A 21,168-nucleotide genomic window follows, 5' to 3' on the forward strand; every position below is an offset into this window, starting at 1 on the left:
TGCGCAACCCCTGCCGGGTATCACACGCATACGGTTTGGTTCCCCAGCGCGCAGCGCTGGGGAAGAGACCCCGCCTCGCTGCGCTCGGCGGGGCCCGCTTCGCGGGCCATGGCCGGCCCTTCGGGCCGGTGGGCCTGCGCTTCGCTCCGGCCCGGGTAAGGGAGGCCGCCTCGCTGCGCTCGGCGGGGCCCGCTTCGCGGGCCAGGGCCGGCCCTTCGGGCCGGTAGGCCTGCGCTTCGCTCCAGCCTGAAGGATGGAAGCCGCCTCGCAGGAGAGACTGGCCTCGCCTATGCTCGGCCGGCTCTCCGCTTCGCTCCGGACGGGCCCGCTACGCTCCACCGGGGCGGGCCGGCTCCGTCGGCCTCAGGCCTTCCTTACGAGAACATGGGAGGTGACCCCGTTTCACGGGGTCTGGGCCTCCAGCCCATTAGCGCGGTCCACTCTGCGGACCGCGCTGGCATCAGTAGGGGTGGGCCGAGCGGAGAACCCTCTGGCGTGCCACCCGATCGAGGACGTCTGCACGGCTGGGGGTCCGCAAAGGGACATCACTCACGGCCACGCACCGCAGCCGGCATCCACACCCCTTCTTGATCCAACCTGTCCACTTGGTCGTAAAGATTGCGCCACAAGTAACGGACCACAGCCATTCTCCGCCCACGGGCGGAAAGTCCGACGAAGAACCCCCTAGCATCCAAACGACCGTTCGGGGCGCCGGGTTGGGCTCAGCCACAGTTCTTTCGCGACCCCCACAATCAAAGGAGAGTCCGTGAACACACCGTTTCTGCGCACGAGACTGTTCGGGACGGCCGCCGCTGTGCTCGCGGCACTGACCGTCGGCACCGCTCCAGCCCACGCTGAAATCACCGTTGGCTTCAACCGACTTCTCGTAAACAACAGGACATCGACATGTCTGGATATACCAGAAGACAGCGGAGCCAAATCGGGGGACCGCGTCGGCGTCTACTGGTGCAGCTGGAACGACAACCAACAGTGGGAGATCTGGCCCACGGACCCATTCCGCTACAAACACGCCGACGGATCGACCGAATCGAGGCCGAAGTTCCTGATCCGGAACGCCGCAGGTCTGGCAGGCGAACATTTGTGCCTCGATCTGCCAGGCCAGGGCGGAGACCTTCCCAACGGCACGGAAATCCGCCTGCACACCTGCATCGCCGAAAACGACAACCAGGAATGGTACTGGGACGGCACCCCAGGAGAAGAACTCCTGGTCAACTACCAGACCGGCAAGTGCCTGGACATCGACGGCCAGAACTGGAACAAAACCGATCGCGGCCCCAAAACAACCTGGCTCTACGACTGCTGGGGCCCAGGCGGAGACACCGACGACCACACCTGGCACACCCTGTCCCAGAGCTGAGCATCCCAACAGAAGAACACGGTCTTTGGCGGCTGACAGCCGCCAAAGACCGGAACCTCAGCGCACGGACATCCCCCAGCGGGGTTCCCCCGCCCCGGTCTGCTGCCGACATGCACCTACCAGACCCCGCAGACCTTGACCGAGAGACCCTCCCAGGCCAGATTCCATCCCCTCGACATTGATTCATTTCGAAGCCCGGATAGATACAGGAATGGACCCGCTACGGCGCTCCCGGGCACAGCAGTCGGGTTCGCCCACGTGTGCACGGCGGATGCGAACACGACCTCACGGCCGCGCCACTGACTACCCATCACACCGCCTGACCTGCGACTCTGCTACAGACCAGTGTCAGCGAGGTGACGCCAACCCGGTGCAACGAGGCGACGGATCGACCCTCCAAAAGTCAGCGCCGCCGAGCTGGAGGAACCTCTGGCATCGGTGCCCGGGGTCACCCATCACGGCGAGGACATCGGCCGCTGGCTCTCCATCCAACGACGGGACTCCGCCGGCTGAACGCCGAGCAGCAGACCCGGCTCGGCGCGCTCGGCATCACCCCGGCGAGGGTCGTACAGGCCCGCCAGACGCCCGCGGAGTCCGCCGCGGCCACTACGTCCAGGCGGGGCGCGGAAGCCTTCCACAAGGGCGTGACGGCCCTCGCGCGGGAAGGTGGCGGCACACCGGGGCGGCCACATGTCGAGTACCTCGCGGACAGGAGTAGGCACCGTATGGGGATGTGGCTGGCCAACCAGCGCCAGCGCGGCGACCGGCTCGACCCCACGCAACTCGAAGCGCTCGCCGGGCTCGGCATCGGCTGGGCACGGTGGGAGCTATCGGGGGCTGCCTACGATGCCGGGGTGGGCGGAGCCGTAGCGCAGAGGTCGACGCGCGGTCTCCGCAAGCGCGAGGACGCCGGCTCAAATCCGGTCGGCTCCGACCGCAAGTGACGGAAACACCGCCTGGCCATTCCGCGACTCGTGGCGGCCGTCCGTTCCACAGCCGGTTACTCTCGGGGCATGCGGATCTCCGTTTCCTCGGACATGGACGAGCCCGTGGCTCGCGCACTCCTCGGGCAACTACGCGACCGCGGACACGACGTGGTGCCGTACGGGGCGCTGAGTCCTGGCGACGATCCGCAGTGGGCAGCCTGCTCGGAGGCGGCAGCCCGCGACGTCGCCGCCGGGAACGCCGACCAGGCCGTCGTGTGCTGCTGGACCGGTACGGGCGCCTCGATCGCCGCGAACAAGGTTCCCGGCGTACGCGCGGCCCTGTGCACGGACGCCTACACCGCAGACGGTGCGCGTCGCTGGAATGACGCCAACGTGCTCGCGCTCAGTCTGCGCCTGACCTCGGAACCACTCCTCAAGGAGATCCTCGACGCTTGGTTCGCCGCCCGGGCGAGCACGGACACCGAAGACCGGGAAAACGTAGCGCGCGTCGAACGGCTCGACGGCGCCCGAAGCACACACCCTGAATCAAGGCAGTGACGGCGGCGAGTGCGTCACAGCCACAGCGAGACGACCATGGTCGACTCCGAGACGGGGCGTGAACGGCGCTACCTGCAACACCCAGAAGACTCTCAACCAACTCGACCATGGGCTCCTTGGCGGCCGCTCGCACCAGCCGGACGGCCGCCTGGCCGTACCCGGTAGCCTCCAGGCTCCTCACCAGTGCGGGAATGTCCGCCGGGGCCCGGGTCGACGCTGCCTCGATCAGGACGTCGTGCGGGGCGGGAGCGGCTTCGGGCTGGCGTGCCAGGTCGGCTGCTGCCTGGAACCAGCGCTCGGGCGCATCGGCCTCGCAGGCCTCGGCGATCGTCGGGGGGGCGGGGCTGGTTGAGCGCGTCGGAGATCGTGCTCCGAGGTAGGTGAGCGCGCCCCTGACCGTCAGCCCGGCCGACCTCACCAGGGCCCGCAGTTCGCCCTGGAGGGCCTGGAGGCCGACGTGCGGTGGGGAGGCGGTCCCGACATTGGCGGGTCGCGGCTGCTGCCCGATGTCGCTCCCTGCCCGCCTTCTCGTACTGGATCATCAGGGTTGTCAGCTGATGACGGGAGAGGGTGGCCGTCGTGACGCAACTGCCCAGCCCCGTGGGACTGAACGCCGTCCTGTTGCTGATCGCGCCCAGGGTGGGGTTCCCGCGAGGCGCCCTGAGGCGGCGGAGCGCGGCTACAAACTCTGCCGCCTCAGGGGAAGGTCGCGATGGTTCGATTCAGGTGGGGCCTCTTGTGTGTAGCGGGATCGCCGGTTCGTTTCCGGTGAGGGCTTGCCCGGGCGCCGATTTCACGCTGGCCAGCTGATCAGCCGCCGGACGGTGAGGTCACTGCGCGAGGGGAGGCTGCTCATCGGTGCGGTCCGGAGCCGTGCAGCGGCGCTCGGGTATCAGGGGGCCGGGACGTTGGGCGGTGGCGTCCAGACGATTCGGGTCCCGTCCCAGGAGGCCCGGAGGGTGGTGGTGCCGCCGGAGGGACAGCATCGGGGGTCGTCGGGCCGGTACGTGCGGTACTCGATGGTCACCGTCCGGCCGTTCTGGCCGGTGATGGCGACGGCCCCGTCGACCGGGTTCGTGTCCCGTCCGACGTACTGGTTTCCGTGGAAGAGGAAGACGCCCTGGACGGAGCCGTCACCGCCAGTGCTGCTGGCGCGGATCGCGCGCAGCGGGCCTTGCAAGCCGTGTGCGCTGTCGGGGTCCGCGCTGTAGCCGAGCTCCCGGATTTTCGCGAGGGCCGAATCCGAGTCGAAGTCGCCCGGCGCGGGCTGTTTCGGGCAGCCGACCGCGTCGGTGAGGGCGGCTGGTGGGTTCAGGGCCTGCAGCGTGCGGCAGTCCCGCAGCCAGCCCGGATCGTCCTCCGCTCCCGGCGACGGGACCAGGACGACGGCCGGGGTGAGCTTTTCGTGGTCTCGGCGAAAGACGCTGATCGTGACGTCGTCGGTCGCCTCCGGGCCCCACGTCACGGCGGCCCATCCGTTCCAGCACTGGCTGGTGGCGATGGTCCAGGCCGGGCCGGGCCGGGAGATCTGCTTGCCGAGCGCCGCGCGCAGCACCGCGTCGGAGGGGCACGGCGCCGGAGCGGCCGGGTCGAGCGCGGGGGTGGCCGTGGCAGGCGCTGATGAGGGCGAAGGTGCGGGCGGTGTGGGGCCCAAGACGGACCAGATGCTCTTCTCCACGTGGAACAGGTCGCTGATCTCGACCGAGAGGTCCTTCCGACCCCAGAAGTCCAGGCCCAGCCCTGCGGAGGTGTATATCCCGGCCTTCAGTTCGGCCTTGTTCGCGCTGTTGCCGCCGCCTTGGCCGGAGAGCTTCAACCCGAGGGTGGTGTCCAGGAAGGGCCCGGCGACACCGTAGAGGTCCATGTCGAGGCGGACCCCGGCGCGGGCCGCCACCTCGATCGTCGCCTTGGGGCCCTTGCGGAGGGTGAAGGAGTTGTCGAAGGATGCGATCGGGCGTGGCAGTCCGCTGCCGGCCCAGTCGAGCCCGGCGGTGAGCTTCGCCTCCTGGTCGACGTCGAGGGCGAGGTCGAGCTTGGCGAAGCTCGCTTCGAGCAGTCCGACGCCGCTGGCCTTCATGACGAAGACGAGAGGGAAGGGGCTGCCGGAGGGGAGGACGAACTCCCCGACGGGGACGGGGATCTGGGGGTCCTGGAACTTCAGGGCGCACTTCTTGAGGTCTATGGTGTGCGGGATCTCCAGGCGGATGCCCGACTTCTGGGTGGTCTTGATCGTCCACCGGGCTCCGTGCACGCCACCGAGATCCCAGTGAAGGGCGAAGTCCAGGCGCGGTGCGGCGGCGCCGAAGTCCGTCTCGACGAGGGGGGCCGAGCTGGGGGTGACCGCCTTCTGGCATTCGAGCTCGGCGCCGGGGGCCACGGTCTCCTTGCGGAGGGCTGCGTTGATGGTGAACGTTCCCGGATCGCCGTCGAAGCTGAACGGGTTGCCGCCCGCGCTCGCGGACGGCTGGGCGGCAACGGCGCTGTCGGTCAGGCTCGCCAGGGTCATGGTGGCCGGTTTCGCCAGCTGCTGGCCCGGCCCTGGGTAGGGCCGGAGAGCGACGTCCTTGACGTCGATCTTCCCCCGTGGCATCGCGTCGCGGATCGTTGCGGGCGCGGTCGAGACCAGCACCCGGCCGCGGTCGTCCCTGCCGGTGGCGGTGACCTTGCGCATCAGGCCCTCGGGGGTGGCGGGGCCGATGCCGGCGACGAGCACGTCCCCGGCGGCGAGGGTCCGGGCCGGGGCGCTGCCGGGCGCAAAGACCAGGGGCTCGTCGGTGGCCGCGCCAACCAGGCCGAAGCTGCCGGGGTCGAGGACCTTGGTGGTGTGCGGGACCTCGTCGGCGTATTCCACCTCGGCCTTCGGCGAGCCGCCGGCCGGAGCCTGCACCACAGCCTCGCCCAAGACCGGGTAGAGGTCGCTGCTCGTGCCGCGCACCGGCAGGCCCCGCAGCACATAGCGGCCCGGCGGCACGGACAGCGTCAGGGTGCCCGTCAGGTGGCGGTCGACGCCGCCGCCGCGGAGCAGGACGTCGGCCGGGACCCCTTCGGCGAGGCCGGTGACGGTGACGGTGAGGGTGGCCGGGCGGTGAGACCACCACCGGTAGCCGCCCAGCACGGAGCCGAGCACGAGCAGCACCGCGATCACGGCGCCCACCCTCCGCGTTGTCATGCCGCGGGACGACCACGGCCTCCATCCGAGCATGAGAAATCCTCCTTGAGACGTCTGTGCGTGGGACTGGTCTGACTGGCGGAACCGGCACCCTCGGGCGGCGGTGCTCGCCGCCCTGGGGCCGCGCCTGTCGGAGCGGCCCCGGGGCGGGAAGGCTGTGGTCAGCGGCGGCGGGCGGACCAGGCGCTGCTGTCGTGGTGCACGAGCAGGGCGATCAGGGTGCTTCCGGCGGCGAGCCGGGCCAGGGCCGCCCCGACGTGGGCGTACTGCGCGGAGAAGGCCTGGGCGTCGGCCACCCGCCGGGCGTCGTCGACGACCGGGGCCATCCACGAGCCGGTGCCGCTGTGCGGCGACAGGGCTTCCCGTGCCGCCCGGGTCACGGCGAGCTGGGCGAGGCCGAGCAGCGGCACCGGGTCGCATTGCACGAACAGCACGAGGCGGGCGATGCGGATCTGCTTGGGCATGGTGGTGGCAGCGGTCGGCGGCGCCGGCGGGAGCGGGGGGTATGGCGGCGGATGGGGTGTCGGCGGTCGGCCGGGGGTACCGGAGGAGCCGTCGGAGGGCCGGGTGGCGGTGTGATGGGGGCCTCGTCTCGTGGAGTGCGGTGGTGAGCCAGATCCCAGGGGCTGGCGCACGGCCGGCCCCTGGGCGGTCCGTGCGTCAGAGGTTGTGCGCGGTCTCCCAGTGCGCGGCGGGCAGGACCTTCTCGAAGTAGTCGTCGGGGGTCCTCCTGGTGGCGCTGGGCAGCCGGGAGTCGTTGCGCAGGACGTCGCTGTAGCCCTTGAAGACGGCCATCGACATGTGCAGGCAGTTGTTCCCGACGGCGTTGTAGCCGCGGCCCTTCACCGCGCCGTACCAGGACTGAGCTCGCTTCACGTCACCGTCCCTGGTGTTCGCGCACCGGTAGCGGGTGTAGTACCGGGCACCGCTGTGGTCCTGGTCGCGGACGGCGGTGAAGTGGGCGCGGGCCTGCTCCCACGTCCCGCCCTGGATCCAGCCGGCCTTGGGGGCGTCGTTGAGGCTGCCGAACGAGCCGTAGATCCAGTGGTTCGCCTCGCCTCGGACCTTCACCGCGAACGCGGCGTGTCCGAGCCCGTACGCCCCGTCGGGGGCCTCGAACATGCACACCCGCCCGAGAGGGGCAGCGGCCTGCGCATCCACCGGGGCGGTGACGGCTCCGCCGGCGAGCAGCGCGATCGCGCCCGCCAGAGACGTGGCCGCCCTGGCGGCGGTGCTGCGGATCATGCTGATGTCCACCATCGAGGGACTCCTCCCAGTCGGCGAGCAGCCCCCTGCGGCACCCCGGCCGGGGGCCGCTCGGCAGCTCGTCGACCACAGGTTGGTGGGCGGCTTGATGACCAGCCACACTGGTCGACGCATCAATCAATGGGTCATCAAGACAGCTGGGGGGAACGACGGTTGGCTGGCAGGCAGGGGCGTCAGGAGCGCCCGATCAACCCCGAGGACGGACCGCTCGAAGCGTTCGCGTTCGATCTGCGCAAGGTGCGGACGGCGTGCGGGGAGGACCTGACGTACAAGCGGATGGAGACCCTCTCCGCCCGCTCCTGGGAGAAGCAGTCGTATTCGAGTACGACGTTCTCGGGCGCCGCCCGGGGCGACAGAATTCCGTCCCGGGAGGTCGTGCGCGCCTTCATCCTCACCTGCCACTGGTACGCGAAGTCCGACCGTGCGACGGCCGAGGCCGAAGCCGCCGAATGGGATGCCCGCCTGCTGCGCGTCCAGACCGAACTGAACCCGGCCTTCACCGACCCCGCACCCGCCCCCGCCGACACGCCCGGTTCAGCCGGTGCCTCCGGCGGCGGGCAGGCAGCCGGTCACGCCCCGACAGATCCGCCGGATGCCGTCGCCACTTCGGACACCCCCGGGGCCTGGCGCCGGGGTCCGGCCAGCAGGCGGGCGCGCCTGGCCGTTGGCGTCGGGGTGTGCGCTGTCCTGTCCGCGATCGCCTGGCCGATCCTGCGGGCCACGTCCACGCCGGGCTCGGCGTCCGCCGACGCTCTTCCGACCGACGCGGCGACCGCCACCGCTCCGCCGTCCAACGCCGCGTCCAACGCCGCGTCCGACGGCCCCGACAGCCCAGCCCGGCTCAGGGCCGCCTCGCCGTCCGAGCAGCCCGGTTTGGAGAAGGACTCCATCGGGGCCGACAGCCGCTGCAGCCCGCCCAACTCTGGTCCGGGTGCTGTGAAGTGGCGGGTGTGCACGCGGGTCCAGGCCGACCGGATCTCCTTCGCCCTGGAGATCACCAACCGTGCCAGCGAACCGGTGACGGTCAAGGCCCGCCTCAAGTACACCGCGAAGACCGCCGAGTTCCGCACCTGTCCGGAAGCGGCGGACTTCCAGATCCTGACCGTCCCGGCCGGCCGGACCCTGACCACCGACACCGCCCAGTGCAGCGTCCCCCGCACCTCCAGCCCCACCGCCTACTCCGGCGTCGGCTGGGTCGTGGCCCCCGATGTCGACTACGGCACCCGCGTCCTGTCACCCGGCGCTCACGTCTATCCGGGCGAGGTCCACTGGACGCCCGATGTGCTGTGACTTTCGCACCCGCGCGGGCGGAGCCTGGCCAGGCTCCGAGTGACGGCTACTCGGGTACCCGCTCCGCCTTGTCCGGGTACCAGGTTCCGGCGAACCGAGCTCCGAGGAGTGGTGTGATGAGCGTGGGCGGCCGCAGCTGCGCCGTCCCACGTCGGGCACCCCGTAAGGCCAACCACTTCGTTGGCGGCATTGCTGGTAGCGGCGCCCCGCGATGTTCATCGCCCGACGCGCCTTGCTCCCAGGCTCCTTGATGGACGACTTGCTCTTCCCGCGGCCTCTCCCGGCCGCAGGCAGCTTTCGCCCTGAAGGCGCCTGCGGCACAGCTGTGGCGGGAGTACGTCGGTCTCCCGGCGGCCGCCAGTTCCCGCCGCCCTGAAGTCCGTCGGCCTCCGGACCACTCCTCGTGTCCTCAGCCGGTGCTGTCCTTGACGCCTGCGCGCAGGCCCCACTCGTCCAAGCCGGAATAGATCAACGCGGTGCGGCCCTGCGGAAAGGAGAGGGCCTCGGCCTCACCTGTATAGATCGCCACCAGGGAGTCGGCTCCTCGCCACCAGGAGTCGGCCAGGCCCCTTGCTTCGCGCACCGGCTCGAACCCGTCCAGCGCGATGCCGTCGACCTCATCGCCGGTGACCTTGCTGATCTGCTTCGCCGACATGGACGCGTGGTGGGTTAGCGCGAGCGACTCCACCCAGCCCTCGACTGTGGCATGGAGAGGCACCCACTGACCTGCATGAATGCCGAACTCGCCAGCCAGCCCGATCATGAACCCGTACGGGACCGCGGTTCGCTGCATCCCGGCCTCGAACCACCAGCCTTCAGATCCAGAGCCTTCAGGGGAGTCCGCTTCGAGATACCTCGGGCCGCCGTCGTACTGAGATGCGGGTGGGAGGACCAGACCGCCCCAGCGCTCCTCATAAGCTGCCATCCGGTCGATGACCGCCGCCGGGACGTCTCGCTCCAGCCACCACTGTCTGTGGTCCTCGACGTGCCTGACGTCGACTTTGACTCCGTGAGCTTGGACAAACGATCGAGCGCGTCGAGTCAGGCCGTCAGGCACATCGTTGAAGAGGTTGAGATTCACCGGAACGACGCTACCCAGTGTTCCTCGTCATCGACTGCTTCGACGTAGACGTCCCGGTACGGAGCACCGGGTCGCGGGGCCTGGGCGTCGTGGTTGGCCAGCTGAGCGTTTGGCTTCCCCCAGGGTGGTGGCCGGATGTGCGACCCTGACTTCACATCAAGCACCCATCCATGGATGATGAATGACATTCCGGACACATCTCCCGACGGAAGGCATTGCCATGAAGTGTGCGGTCATCGGCGGTACCGGGCTGATCGGGTCGCAGGTCGTCACGAATCTGAACGCCGCCGGGCACAAAGCAGTGCCGCACTCGCAGTCCACCGGAATCGACGTCATCAGCGGCCGGGGACTGGACGAGGCGGTGGCGGGGGCGGACACCATCGTCAACCTGACGAACTCCCCGACCTTCGACGAAGCCTCCCTGACCTTCTTCCAGACCTCGATGGACAACCTTCTGGCCGCGGGCCAGAAAGGCGGCGTCCGTCACTTCGTCATTCTCTCCATCGTCGGTGCGGACCAGGTGCCGGAGCTGGACTACTACCGGGCTAAGGTGCTCCAGGAGGACATCCTCAAGTCCGGACCGATTCCCTTCTCGATCGTCCGCGCGACGCAGTTCATGGAATTCATCGACGCGATTCTGTCCTGGACAGCCGACAACGGCACCGTCCGGCTACCCGCCACACCGATCCAGCCGATCGCCTCCAAGGACGTGGCTGCCTGCGTGGCAGAAGTTGCTGCGGGCTCGCCGCTGGGGGGCACGCGCAGCATCGCCGGACCCGAGGTCTTCTCGCTGGACGAGCTGGGCCGGCTCACCTTGTCCCACAAGGGCGACGGCCGCACCGTCGTCACCGATCCCACCGCCGGCATGTTCGCCGTCGTCAAGGGTGACGTCCTCACCGACGAGGACGCCCACCTCGCCCCCACCCGCTACGCCGACTGGCTTTCCTGACCGCTCGCGTCCCCCGGCTTCCGGTTCGGCCGGACGCGGCCGACCAGGAAGCCGACGGGTGTCCCATGCGCGGGGCGCTGCACGTCGTCACCAGCCGGGCCGGTCAGCCGGCGACGGCGACCGTGCCGAGGTCGGTCCAGCCGCTGGTGCCGTTGCCGCCGTTCCAGAGCCGGACGTTCGTGGACCCGTCGGGGCGGGTCAGGACGTGGTCGCCGTGGCCGTCGCCGTCGAAGTCGGCGAACGCCGTGTACCGCGGGTCACCCGCCGTTCCCGTGGTGACGGGTGTGCCGGGGGCGGACCAGCCGCCGTGGCCGTCGCCGCCGCGGTTCAGGTAGGTGTCCACCGACCCGTCGGGCCGGAGCACGCAGTAGTCGGCGTATCCGTCCCCGTCGAGGTCGGTCCACCGGACCCGGCTGGGGTCATTGGTCGCGCCGGAGGCGACGGTGCCGCGGTCCTGCCAGCCTCCGCGGCCGTCGCCACCCTTGTTGAGGAAGACGGTGACGGGGCCGTCGGGGCGGACCAGGGTGTAGTCGGTGCGGCCGTCGCCGTCGAAGTCCACGAAGCGGACCTGGCCGGCGTCGCGGGTGAGTCCGGTCGCCACGTTGGCGGCGAGGGTCCAGCCGCCGTGTCCGTCGCCGCCCCGGTTGAGGTAGACGGACACGGAGCCCGTCTCCGAGATCCAGATGTAGTCGGCCCTGCCGTCGCCGTCCCAGTCCGCGAACCTGACGCGTGTCCGGTCCGCGGTCAGGCCGGTCGCGACCTGCCCGAAGTCCTCCCAGCCGCCCCGTCCGTCGCCGCCGCGGTTGAGCAGGACGCGGACGGCTCCGCTGTCCTCGACCAGGACGCGGTCCGCGCGCCCGTCGCCGTCCCAGTCGGCCCAGCGCTGCCGGTCGGCGCCACCGGACTCCGTGCCCGCCCGGCCCTTGTGGGTGCGGACGGCGGTGCCGTCCGTGACGGCCTTGTCGACACCGTCGAAGAAGGCGTCGCCCATCTTGCGGTAGCCGGCGTCGTTGGGGTGCAGGCTGTCGGCCATCTCGACGGGCACCAGCGCGGGGGCGTCGACGTAGCGGACCTTGGCGCCGGCCTGCGCCTTGGCACCGACCCAGTTCCGCACCGCGGAGTTGAAGGCGGCCACGCCGGCCGGGCCTGACGTGGGGATCAGGCCCATCACCACGACGGTGACCCCGGGCCGCGCGGCGAGGATCTCGTCGGTCACCGCTGCCAGCCTGGCCGGAGCCCCGGCCTTGTCGGTCCCGCGGTCCAGGTCGTTGATGCCGTGGTGGAGGAGGACGACGTCCGGCTCGGCACTGCGCACCCAGTCCGCGGCCTTGCCCCGGAAGTCGTTGATCATGGTGGCACCGTGGGCCTCGTTGTCGCTGTCCGGGGCCGATCCGGACTGCCGCGAGCCGACGAAGTCGACACGGAAGCGCGGGTGCGCCTGCGACTTCTGCCACAGCTGCAGCCGGTAGCCGGCGTTGGTCGAGCTCTGGTAGCCGTCGGTGATCGAGTCGCCCAGCGGCATGACGCGCAGCACCGGGGGTGCGGGCTGCACGGCGGCAGCGGCCGGAACCGTCGTGGTCAGTACGGCGGAGGCCAGGCCGGCCGCGAGCAGGGCGGTGGCGGACGTACGGCGCAGAGCGCGGGACATGCGTGTTCTCCAGGGTGTGCGGGCAGGCCGGAGGAACGGCCGGTGCCGTGGTCGAGATCGAGATCGGGGTCGGGGTGAGGAAGACGGGCAGCGGGCGCGGCGGAGGCGCTCGCACGGAACGGACTGCCGGCCGGTCGATGCCCGCGAACGGGGCGGGCACCGGAACCGGCCAGGCCGGGCGCGCATCCGATGCCGTGCCGTGGAGTCGCAGCGGGCGCGGACGACGAGGACGACGTCGGGACGGCCGTGCGGGGCGGGCCGGGCCGGGCCCGCAGGTGCTCCAGGCCGTCGGTTGGCCCGGCACGCGCCCAGGCCAGGTCGTGGATGAGGAGGACCGTGATGGCGGGGGACGGGCTGTCGTCCGAGGCGGTCAGGCAGGCTGGGTCAACGCATGCGGTCAGTCCCGGTCGCGATGTGCGTCGCAGTCCCGGCATCGCCGGCCTGCGACGTGTCCCGGCCGATCACCGCGGACCCGCTCCCGGGGGAGGCCAGGACGACGGCGGGCAGCGCCGCTGTGAGGGCGGCGACAGTGCAGCGGACGCGCCGCGAGACGACGCGACATGAGGATCCTCCTGTGACGGGCACGAACGGTGTGAACGAGTGGGCCGGCGCTGCACCGGTCCGGCCTTGCGGCACTGGCCCGAGGCGGGGCTCCCGCCCCGCCGTCCCGGTGATCGACATCCTGCTGGCCCGAGGTCCTGCGGGGAAGGCGAGGCGCCTGGCAGCAAGGCGTCTGGCATCTTGGTGCCGGGCCCGGGCCCCAACGGACGGCGCGGAACGGCTCGCCGGCCTCGACGCGATCCAGGCCCGCGGCTGGAAGGACTCACGCAGGGGATGCCCTGCCCTGGGAGCCCCTCGCGGTCAGACCCGGGGAGCGCCCAGGCCCTGCGGGTCTGTGGGCCCTTCTGGCCGCTGGACGGGGACGTCAGGGACGACGCGGCGATGCCGGCTGCGCTCAGTGGGAGGTGGGGCGGGCGTGCAGGCGCGCCGCGGCGCCGTGCTGCTCAGGAGGGCCCGTAGGCGGAGGTCCTGTAGCGCCGTGCCGGGGACTCATGGGTCGACGCCTTGCAGGGCGGGGCCTCGCAGGGTCCTGGTGTGTGGGCGGCTGGTCATCGGGGGAGGGCGGCGCGAGTGTGCAGGCGGGCGGCGCCGAGGAGGAGTCCGGTCGGGGAGCCGTCCACCGTGTCCACCAGAAGCTCCGCGATCAGCTGGTCCTGGTGGTGGACGAGGACCAGGTCGCCCTCCGCCACCAGCCGTACGGTCCGCCAGGGGTGGCTCCAGAGCTGGTCGCTCCTGTCCCAGAGCTGGAGTCCCCGGGTGGTGAACCGCAGTTCGTAGCGGGTCGCTGTCATAGGTGCCGGCGGGTCGGCCGTCCTCGGAAAGGGGACGGACCAGGTAGGCGCTCAGAACGACTTCTCCCGGCGCCAGTGCCTCCTCGCGCAGGCCTCCGTCCGGGCCCACCGGGTACCCGCGACCGCCGCCTCTCCCCCCTTCGACCGCGTCCATACGGCATCCACCGAAACCACTCGCAGATCCACTCGAACAAAAGGACCCGTTACCCGCCCGATCGGTTGCAACCGGGCGGGGAGGCCGGCTTACGGTGACGGCTCGCGGGGTGGGGGTGGTCAGCGGGCGCTGCCGAGGGTGCGGTCGGCTTTCGTGCCCTTGAGGAGGAGGGTGGTCTCCTCGATGCGCCGGAAGCGGCCGTCGGGGGCCATGGTGGCGAAGACGTAGACCTCCATGGCCGCCGTCGTGCCGTCCTTCTTGGTGATGTGGCAGGTGTGGCGGTCGGCGTACTTGTGGCCGTCGTGGAGCTCTTCGTGGACCTCGATCTCTGCCGAGGCGACGAGGGTGCGGAGGTGGGCGATGTGGGCGAGGAACCGGGTGCGGTCGGCCCACTCGCCGTCGGTGCGCTGGCGGTAGTCGGGGGTGAAGTGGCGGTCGGCGGCCTCGGTGAGGGTGATGTCCTCGTTGAGGAGGAGGTCGGTGAGGGCGGTCTTGATGTCGGTGCGGGGCATGTGGGGTCCTTCCGGGGAGGGGTCGGGCTGCGGGGATGGTGGTGAGGGGGCAGGGATGGGGGTCAGGGGTGGGGGTCAGGGGTGGGGGTCAGGGGTGGGGGTCAGGGGTGGGGGTCAGGGGTGGGGGTCAGGGGTGGGTGGGGGTGAGGGTTTCGTCGAGCCAGTCGTAGATGCGGGCGTTGGCGTGGCGCGTGGCGCCGGGGTGGCAGTGGGCTCCGGCGCCTTCCTCGGCGGTGAAGAGCATGAGGGTCTTGGGGCAGGTGAGGTGTGCGTAGAGCTGTTCGGGCTGGCCCTTGAAGAACTCGTCCTCGGAGGCGTCGCAGACGAGGGTGGGGCACTGGATCTTTTCCGCGATGCCGTCGGCGAGGGTGTAGTCGAGGTAGGAGGCGTTGAAGGCGCGGGGGGTGTCGACGCCCATGACGTACATGCCGTGGTGGAGGGCCCAGCGGGCGATCGGGTCCTCGGCCATGAGCCGTTCGAGGGCGGCGTCGAGGTCCGGGGCGGATTCGGCGCGCAGGAGGCGTTCGGATTCCTCGCGGGTGCCGGGGATGTTGCGGACGGAGGTCTGGCCGAGGTCGTAGAGGCCGTCGACGGCTATGAGCGCGGCGAGGCGGTGCTCGAAGGCGGCCGCGCGGGGGGCGAGGACTCCGCCCATGCTGAGGCCGAGGAGGGCGATGCGGGTGGGGTCGACCTCGGGGATCGTTTCGGCGTGGTCGATCACGGGGGTGATGACGTTCTCCCAGTCGGGGCGGAAGACGAGGCCCTGGTGGTGGCGCAGGCCGGGCATGCCGGGGCCGTCGAAGACGAGCACGGTGTAGCCGCGTTCGACGGCGGCGAGGGCGCCGAAGAAGTGCATCTCCTCGGCGGTGCCGTCGAAGCCGTTGTGCATGATCAGCGTCGGGCGGGGGGTGCCGGAGTCGTCGGGGCGGTAGAGGTAGCCGGGCAGCGCGGTGTTCTCGTAGGGGATCTCGACGGGCTCGATGCGCGGGGTGGTGTAGAGGGCGGCGGCGGCCTTGAAGCACTCGACGGAGCGGTCGTAGGCGTGGTCGTGGCGGGGGTCGCAGTCCTTGCCGTGGAGGAAGAACTCGGCGGAGCGGTAGTAGTTCGAGGCGCGGAGGAAGGCGTCTCGGGCGCTGATCCGGTGGCCGGCCGCGAGGGCCTGCTCGGCCTGTGACGCGACGCGGTCGGCGGTGGCGGACCAGTGGGTGTACCAGCTGTCGTAGTCGCCTTCGGTGATGCGTGCGGCCGTGGAGACGACCTCGCCGAAGTCGGCGCCGCCGTAGGCGATGTGGCTCATCGAGCGCAGGGTCTCGTACCAGAACTGGGTGTTGTTTCGGGAACAGCAGCTGCTGCATCGCGGGCTCCTTCGACCGGTTTGCAAGCACAGATTTGTGCTTGTGAGGTCGACTGTAGGGGCTCGGTTGGATCTAAGCAAATATCTGTGCTTACGATGGGGGTGTGACTCAGAAGCAACCGGGCGCGCGCATCCGCAGGAGCCCCGAACAGGTCCGCGCAGCCGTCCACCAGGCGGTCGTCGAACTCCTCTCCGCCCCGGAGGACGAGGAGCTCAACATCCCCGCGATCGCGCAGCGCGCCGGCGTCAACCACACCAGCGTCTACCGGCGCTGGGGCAGCCTGGACGCGCTGCTGGCCGACACCGTCACCACCCGCCTCGAGCGGAACTCGCCGCTGAACGACACCGGCACCCTGCGCGGTGACCTCATCGCCTGGGCCGAAGCCAGCGTCGCGAGCATGCGCACGGCCGAGGGGCGCGCCCTGGTGCGGGCCGTCATCCTGTCCATGCCGAGCGGCCCCCAGGCGCAGGCCGAGCGCGCCCGGCACTTCCGGCAGCGCATGCGCTCCATCGAGCAGATCCGCGAGCGGGCCACGGCCCGGGGGGAGGACCCGCCACCGCTGGAGGAGATCCTCGACCAGCTGATCGCGCCCTTCTACATCCGGGCGGTCTTCGGCATCGACCTGCCGGACTCCGGCTACCCGCAGCTTCTGGTGGACAGGCTCCTCGGCCGCGGGAGCGGAGCGGACGCGGGCTGAGGAGCGGCGGTACCCGTCCTCCTCGTGACCGCCGCTGCGCCGGCCCGGCCGTTGTTCACCGCCGAGTGGAATCGGCGGCCGGCCGTGCGGGGGCGGGGAGGGCCCGGCCGGTGAGTCCGGTCGCGGCCGGAGCGCCGAACCAGCGGCCGGCGGCCCGCTCGAACGCCTCGCGGTCGGGGTGGCGGTCGCCCGCCCAGGCGACCACGCCGTCGGGCCGCACCAGGACGGCCCCCGAGCCGAGGTCGTCGCTCGCGGTCCCGGCCGCGTACCGTATCCGGCCCTCCCAGCCGGCCGCCGGGGCGTGCAGGCGGCGGTCGGGGCTGAAGTCGAGCAGGACGCCGCGTCCGTCCTCCATGAGGTCGCCGAGGCGGGTGCCGTCCTCGAGACGGAAGTCGGGGGCGCTGCGGCCGACCAGCGGATGCTCGCTGCCGAGGTCGTAGCGGATCCACGAGCCCGACAGCTTCCCGAACACGTAGGTCGCTCCGTCGCGGGTCCCGATGAGGTCGCGGACCACGGCCTGGATCGCCTGGGCGTACGGCTCCGGCCGCATGGTCGCCACCTGGGCGCGCGACCAGTCGAGCACCGCGGCGCCGATCGGGTGGCGTTCGTCGGTGTAGGTGTCGAGGAGGCCGTCGGGCGCGTGACCGTGGACGGTCGCCGCGAGCTTCCAGCCCAAATTCGCGGCGTCGCCGATGCCGGTGTTCATCCCCTGGCCGCCGAGGGGCGAGTGGATGTGGGCGGCGTCGCCCGCGAGCAGGACGCGTCCGCGCCGGTAGGCCGTCGTCTGCATCGCCCGGTCGGTGAAGCTCGAGGCGATGCGGACCTCGCCGATCGTCACGTCGATGCCGGACACGCGGCGCAGGACCGTCTGGAGGTGGGCGCGGGTCGGGGGCTGTGAACGGTCGAACGCACCACCGTCGAAGTCCATCATGGCGAAGTGGCCGTCGGCGGGCATCCGGAGGTACATGCCCGCCGGTGTCAGGTGGAAGCCGGGGCGCAGCTGGTCGGGGCCGGTGAGCGTGGCCTGCATGGTGTAGCCGGTGAACTGCGGTTCGGTGCCGACGAACTCGAAGCCCGCGAGCCTGCGCACCGCGCTGCGTCCGCCGTCGCAGCCGACCAGCCAGCGCGCCTCGTACGCGTCCGCGCCGGCTCGTGCGACGACGCCCTCCCCGTTCTGGGAGACGGCCGAGACCGTGACGCCGCGCCTGATGTCCACGCCGAGTCTGGTCGCCTGCTCGGACAGCACCGTCTCGACCGCTGCGAGGTCCGTCACCATGGGTTCGGGCGCCGCTCCGGGAAGCCGGAAGGGGAGGGCGGCGGCGTCGACCCGGTCCCCGTCGAGCATCATGCCGGCGAAGTGGCCGACGAAGCGGGGGCGCGTCGGCGCCCCCGCTTCGGGGGCCGCGTCACCGAACACCTCCTGGACGCCCGACGCCGCCAGAAGCGGTTCCAGCAGGCCGCGCCGGTCGAACACCTCGGCCGACGCGGCCGACAGCCCGCGCCTCCCGAGCGGGGCCGACCGTAACGGGGAGCCGAGCCCCGGCTCCCGTTCGAGCACCAGCACGGAACAGCCCGCGAGGCCGAGCTCGCAGGCGAGGACCAGGCCCACCGGACCGGCCCCCACGATCACTACGTCATGCACGAGAGATCCCCTCCTCGGATTCCGAGCCGGGTGGGTACCCGGCCGGACTCCTCGGAGGGTGTCAGCGCCCGCCGACATCGCACCGACAGCGCCGACAAGCGACCGACGGGCCACCGGCAGTCAGATCTTGCCGTTCGTGGTGCACGACCTTGTCGACGCAGCTCGAAGAGAAGGACAGGTGCTGCCCGTTGGGTCTCGAAGCCGTCGTCAGGCGCCGGGGTGACCGAACCGGACAACGGGGCAGGGCACCTCGCGGCCTGCGGCCCGGGGTGGGGCGTGGGCCGGCGGGGCCTTGGGTGGGGGTGTGGCGGAGAGGGCAGAATTCGAACCTGCGTGGATCCCCAAGGAACCCGAACGGCCAGTGGCCGGTCCCCGATCAACCGCTCCGGGCACCTCTCCCTCGTGACCGGGCCGGTCTCTTCGCCCGGTCACGGGAACCAGCATGCGGCACGGGTGCTGACCGCGCGCTGACACCTCCTGCGGGCGCCGCCGGGCCCGTGCGGTGGGCCGGGGAGAAATCCGGCTGACCTCCGGCACGCGGTGCAGCAGAATCGGCCCCATGACGGACATGGGGGGATTCCGGGACGCGGTCGGCGGGTGGGCCGCGGGCGGGGGCGGTGCGGTGGCGCGGGAGCTGGCCGCCGGTGCGGGGGTGCGGGCCGTGGTGCTGGTGGAAGGGCCCAGTGATCTCGCCGCGCTGGAGACCCTCGCCGGGCGCCTCGGGCGGGCGCTGGCCGCGGAGGGGGTCTGCGTGCTCTCCATGGGCGGGGCGATGAACGTCGGGCGCTACGCCGAGCTGATGGGCCCGCCGGGGCTGGGGCTGCGGATCACCGGGCTGTGCGACGAGCAGGAGCGGCCCTTCTACGACCGTGCTCTGGACCGGGTCGGGGCGCCCGGGCAGGGGGTCTTCGTCTGCGTGAAGGACCTGGAGGAGGAGCTGATCCGGGCGCTGGGCGTGCCGAAGGTGGAGGAGATCGTGGAGGCCGAGGGGGACCTCGTGCCGTGGCGGACCTTCACGCGCCAGCCCGCGCAGCGGGGCCGGAGCCCGCAGGACCGGATGCGGCGGTTCCTCGGGACGAAGAAGGGGCGGAAGATCCGCTACGGGCACCTGCTGGCCGAGTCCCTCGACCCCGGCCGGGTGCCCGCTCCCCTGGACGCCCTGCTCGCCTGCCTGTAGTCGGGGCGTCCGCCGCACGGCCCGGGGGTGTTTGCGGAAGTCCTCTGCGGTGCCCGCGGTGTCCGGTGCGGCGAGAGTGCCTGCCGGGCGCCGTGCGGGACTTCCGCAACACCCCCTAGTCCACCCGCAGGGCCGCCAGGCGCTGTTCGAAGGGGACGAGGGTGGCGGCGGCCGACGCGGGCAGGGACGTGATGGCGCCCGTGGGGGAACGGGGAGCGGCTATCGCGGCGGTGGTGTCCACGTCCGGGGTGGCCGCGGCGGGGGCCATGAAGCCGGCCAGTTCCCCGCCCGCGCGGGCGATGCGCCGGTCCAGGCCCTCTTCGCCCCAGTCCTCCGAGGCGGCGTAGACGGCGGTGGGGACGACGAGGGCGCGCAGGTGGGCGAACAGGGGCCGCAGGGCGTGTTCGGTGACCAGGGAGTGCCGGGCGGTGCCGCCGGTCGCGCCGAGGAGCACGGGGGTGCCGGTGAGGGCGTCCTTGTCGATGACGTCGAAGAAGGACTTGAACAGGCCGCTGTAGGAGCCGGCGAAGACCGGTGTCACGGCGATCAGGCCGTCCGCGGCCGCCACCGCGTCGAGGGCGGCGGCCAGGCGGGCGGACGGGAAGCCCGTGACGAAGTGCCGGGCGATCTCCGTGGCGAGGTCCCGCAGTTCGATCACCTCGGGTTCGGCGTCGCGGTGGGTGAGAGCCGCGCCGGTGAGGGTCGCGGCCGTCAGGCGGTCGGCGAGGAGACGGGTCGAGGACGGAGAGCTCAGGCCCGCCGATACGACGACGAGTTTCATGCGCGTGCCTCCTCCGGGGCGGTGGTGCCGTCGGTGCGGGCCGTCGCCGCGGCGACGCGGGCGGCGTGGGTGGGGGCGTCCGGTACGCCGGCGGGGCGGAGGTTCGCGAACTCCTTGCGCAGGACCGGTACGACCTCCTCACCGAGCAGGTCGAGCTGTTCCAGGACGGTCTTCAGGGGCAGGCCCGCGTGGTCGATCAGGAAGAGCTGGCGCTGGTAGTCGCCGGCGTAGTCCCGGAAGGAGAGCGTGCGCTCGATGACCTGCTGCGGCGAGCCGACGGTGAGGGGCGTCTGGGAGGTGAACTCCTCCAGGGAGGGGCCGTGGCCGTAGACGGGGGCGTTGTCGAAGTACGGGCGGAACTCGCGGACGGCGTCCTGGGAGTTCCTGCGCATGAAGACCTGGCCGCCGAGTCCGACGATGGCCTGCTCGGGGGTGCCGTGCCCGTAGTGGGCGTAGCGCTCGCGGTACAGCTCGACCATCTGCCGGGTGTGGGAGGCCGGCCAGAAGATGTTGTTGTGGAAGAAGCCGTCTCCGTAGTAGGCGGCCTGCTCGGCGATCTCCGGCGAGCGGATGGAGCCGTGCCAGACGAAGGGGGCGACGCCGTCGAGGGGGCGGGGGGTGGAGGTGAAGGACTGGAGGGGGGTGCGGAACTTGCCCTTCCAGGTGACCACGTCCTCGTCCCACAGGCGGCGCAGCAGCGCGTAGTTCTCGATGGCGAGGTCGATGCCGTCGCGGATGTCCTTGCCGAACCACGGGTAGACCGGGCCGGTGTTGCCGCGGCCCAGCATCAGGTCGACGCGGCCGTCGGCGACGTGCTGGAGCATCGCGAAGTCCTCGGCGATCTTCACCGGGTCGTTGGTGGTGATCAGCGTCGTGGAGGTGGAGAGGATCAGGTTCTCGGTGCGCGCGGCGATGTAGCCGAGCATCGTCGTCGGCGAGGAGGGGACGAACGGCGGGTTGTGGTGCTCGCCGGTGGCGAAGACGTCGAGGCCGACCTCCTCGGCCTTCTGCGCGATGGCGAGCATGGCCTTGATGCGGTCGTGCTCGCCGGGCGCGCGTCCGGTCGTCGGGTCGGTGGTGACGTCGCCGACGGTGAAGATCCCGAACTGCATGGCTCCCCTTCCAAAGTTGTTTACGATTCAACTATACCCCGGAACGGAGGGCGGGCGCGGGGTATTCCCCCACCGGGGGTCCCCGTCCGGCGGGGCCGCGGGCCCGGCGCCGGGGGCGGCG

The 21,168-nt window shown here is 71.4% G+C and carries 18 protein-coding genes and 1 tRNA gene; 7 read left to right on the top strand and 12 right to left on the bottom strand.

What is annotated here, in order from left to right; translation table 11 throughout:
• Positions 1 to 766 precede the first annotated feature (766 nt).
• The 3 genes from AB0469_RS37140 to AB0469_RS37150 all read left to right on the top strand — a co-directional run bounded on the left by AB0469_RS37140 (position 767) and on the right by AB0469_RS37150 (position 2,862).
• Complete coding sequence (locus tag AB0469_RS37140) at positions 767 to 1,378, top strand: ricin-type beta-trefoil lectin domain protein (RefSeq protein ID WP_366455988.1); 612 nt, start codon at positions 767 to 769, stop codon at positions 1,376 to 1,378.
• 725 nt (positions 1,379 to 2,103) lie between these two features.
• Positions 2,104 to 2,322 (top strand): hypothetical protein, encoded by a 219-nt coding sequence (locus AB0469_RS37145; RefSeq protein WP_366455989.1) that lies wholly within the window; start codon positions 2,104 to 2,106, stop codon positions 2,320 to 2,322.
• Positions 2,323 to 2,391: 69 nt separating this feature from the next.
• Positions 2,392 to 2,862: an RpiB/LacA/LacB family sugar-phosphate isomerase gene (locus AB0469_RS37150; protein ID WP_366455990.1), complete on the top strand. Its 471-nt coding sequence runs from the start codon at positions 2,392 to 2,394 to the stop codon at positions 2,860 to 2,862.
• Positions 2,863 to 3,754: 892 nt separating this feature from the next.
• Here AB0469_RS37150 and AB0469_RS37155 read toward each other — a convergent pair.
• From AB0469_RS37155 to AB0469_RS37165, 3 genes are all read right to left on the bottom strand, one after another.
• Positions 3,755 to 6,007 carry an LppP/LprE family lipoprotein gene (locus AB0469_RS37155; protein WP_366455991.1) on the bottom strand — a complete coding sequence of 751 codons (2,253 nt, stop codon included), beginning with the start codon at positions 6,005 to 6,007 and terminating at the stop codon, positions 3,755 to 3,757.
• A gap of 185 nt (positions 6,008 to 6,192) precedes the next feature.
• Entirely contained in the window at positions 6,193 to 6,495 is a 303-nt protein-coding gene (locus tag AB0469_RS37160; RefSeq protein ID WP_366455992.1) for a hypothetical protein, read from the bottom strand.
• A gap of 196 nt (positions 6,496 to 6,691) precedes the next feature.
• Positions 6,692 to 7,291 carry a hypothetical protein gene (locus AB0469_RS37165; RefSeq protein ID WP_366455993.1) on the bottom strand — a complete coding sequence of 200 codons (600 nt, stop codon included), beginning with the start codon at positions 7,289 to 7,291 and terminating at the stop codon, positions 6,692 to 6,694.
• A gap of 159 nt (positions 7,292 to 7,450) precedes the next feature.
• On the opposite strand from AB0469_RS37165, the gene AB0469_RS37170 reads away from it, so the two are divergent.
• Positions 7,451 to 8,587 (top strand): hypothetical protein, encoded by a 1,137-nt coding sequence (locus AB0469_RS37170; RefSeq protein WP_366455994.1) that lies wholly within the window; start codon positions 7,451 to 7,453, stop codon positions 8,585 to 8,587.
• A 409-nt stretch (positions 8,588 to 8,996) separates the two neighbouring features.
• Here AB0469_RS37170 and AB0469_RS37175 read toward each other — a convergent pair whose 3' ends face one another.
• Positions 8,997 to 9,668 (bottom strand): hypothetical protein, encoded by a 672-nt coding sequence (locus AB0469_RS37175; protein WP_366455995.1) that lies wholly within the window; start codon positions 9,666 to 9,668, stop codon positions 8,997 to 8,999.
• Positions 9,669 to 9,888: 220 nt separating this feature from the next.
• On the opposite strand from AB0469_RS37175, the gene AB0469_RS37180 reads away from it, so the two are divergent.
• Positions 9,889 to 10,617 carry an SDR family oxidoreductase gene (locus tag AB0469_RS37180; RefSeq protein ID WP_366456021.1) on the top strand — a complete coding sequence of 243 codons (729 nt, stop codon included), beginning with the start codon at positions 9,889 to 9,891 and terminating at the stop codon, positions 10,615 to 10,617.
• Positions 10,618 to 10,720: 103 nt separating this feature from the next.
• On the opposite strand, the gene AB0469_RS37185 is transcribed toward AB0469_RS37180, so the two are convergent.
• From AB0469_RS37185 to AB0469_RS37200, 4 genes are all read right to left on the bottom strand, one after another.
• Positions 10,721 to 12,265 carry an FG-GAP-like repeat-containing protein gene (locus tag AB0469_RS37185; protein ID WP_366455996.1) on the bottom strand — a complete coding sequence of 515 codons (1,545 nt, stop codon included), beginning with the start codon at positions 12,263 to 12,265 and terminating at the stop codon, positions 10,721 to 10,723.
• 1,109 nt (positions 12,266 to 13,374) lie between these two features.
• Positions 13,375 to 13,617: a hypothetical protein gene (locus AB0469_RS37190; RefSeq protein WP_366455997.1), complete on the bottom strand. Its 243-nt coding sequence runs from the start codon at positions 13,615 to 13,617 to the stop codon at positions 13,375 to 13,377.
• 273 nt (positions 13,618 to 13,890) lie between these two features.
• On the bottom strand, positions 13,891 to 14,283 hold the full coding sequence (locus tag AB0469_RS37195; RefSeq protein WP_366455998.1) for a nuclear transport factor 2 family protein: 393 nt from the start codon (positions 14,281 to 14,283) through the stop codon (positions 13,891 to 13,893).
• 127 nt (positions 14,284 to 14,410) lie between these two features.
• Complete coding sequence (locus AB0469_RS37200; protein ID WP_366455999.1) at positions 14,411 to 15,580, bottom strand: alpha/beta fold hydrolase; 1,170 nt, start codon at positions 15,578 to 15,580, stop codon at positions 14,411 to 14,413.
• 161 nt (positions 15,581 to 15,741) lie between these two features.
• Between AB0469_RS37200 and AB0469_RS37205 the strand changes: the two genes are divergently transcribed.
• A complete protein-coding gene (locus AB0469_RS37205) occupies positions 15,742 to 16,335 on the top strand; it encodes a TetR/AcrR family transcriptional regulator C-terminal ligand-binding domain-containing protein (protein ID WP_366456000.1) in 594 nt (197 codons plus the stop codon).
• Between the two features lie 55 nt (positions 16,336 to 16,390).
• Here the strand turns inward: AB0469_RS37205 and AB0469_RS37210 are convergent, their stop codons facing one another.
• Both AB0469_RS37210 and AB0469_RS37215 read right to left on the bottom strand, forming a co-directional pair.
• On the bottom strand, positions 16,391 to 17,977 hold the full coding sequence (locus tag AB0469_RS37210) for an FAD-dependent oxidoreductase (RefSeq protein ID WP_366456001.1): 1,587 nt from the start codon (positions 17,975 to 17,977) through the stop codon (positions 16,391 to 16,393).
• A gap of 305 nt (positions 17,978 to 18,282) precedes the next feature.
• Positions 18,283 to 18,376: transfer RNA gene (locus AB0469_RS37215), tRNA-Ser, on the bottom strand.
• A gap of 160 nt (positions 18,377 to 18,536) precedes the next feature.
• Here AB0469_RS37215 and AB0469_RS37220 point away from each other — a divergent pair.
• Positions 18,537 to 19,154, top strand: a complete 618-nt coding sequence (locus AB0469_RS37220) for an ATP-dependent endonuclease (RefSeq protein WP_366456002.1) — start codon at positions 18,537 to 18,539, stop codon at positions 19,152 to 19,154.
• Between the two features lie 115 nt (positions 19,155 to 19,269).
• Here AB0469_RS37220 and AB0469_RS37225 read toward each other — a convergent pair whose 3' ends face one another.
• Entirely contained in the window at positions 19,270 to 19,935 is a 666-nt protein-coding gene (locus AB0469_RS37225) for a CE1759 family FMN reductase (RefSeq protein ID WP_366456003.1), read from the bottom strand.
• Positions 19,932 to 21,047 carry an LLM class flavin-dependent oxidoreductase gene (locus tag AB0469_RS37230; protein WP_042811172.1) on the bottom strand — a complete coding sequence of 372 codons (1,116 nt, stop codon included), beginning with the start codon at positions 21,045 to 21,047 and terminating at the stop codon, positions 19,932 to 19,934. Before AB0469_RS37230 ends, AB0469_RS37225 begins: the two co-directional genes overlap by 4 nt.
• Positions 21,048 to 21,168 lie beyond the last annotated feature (121 nt).

This window comes from Streptomyces sp. NPDC093801 (genome assembly GCF_040701585.1).
In the GTDB taxonomy this organism is placed as follows: Bacteria; Actinomycetota; Actinomycetes; order Streptomycetales; family Streptomycetaceae; genus Streptomyces.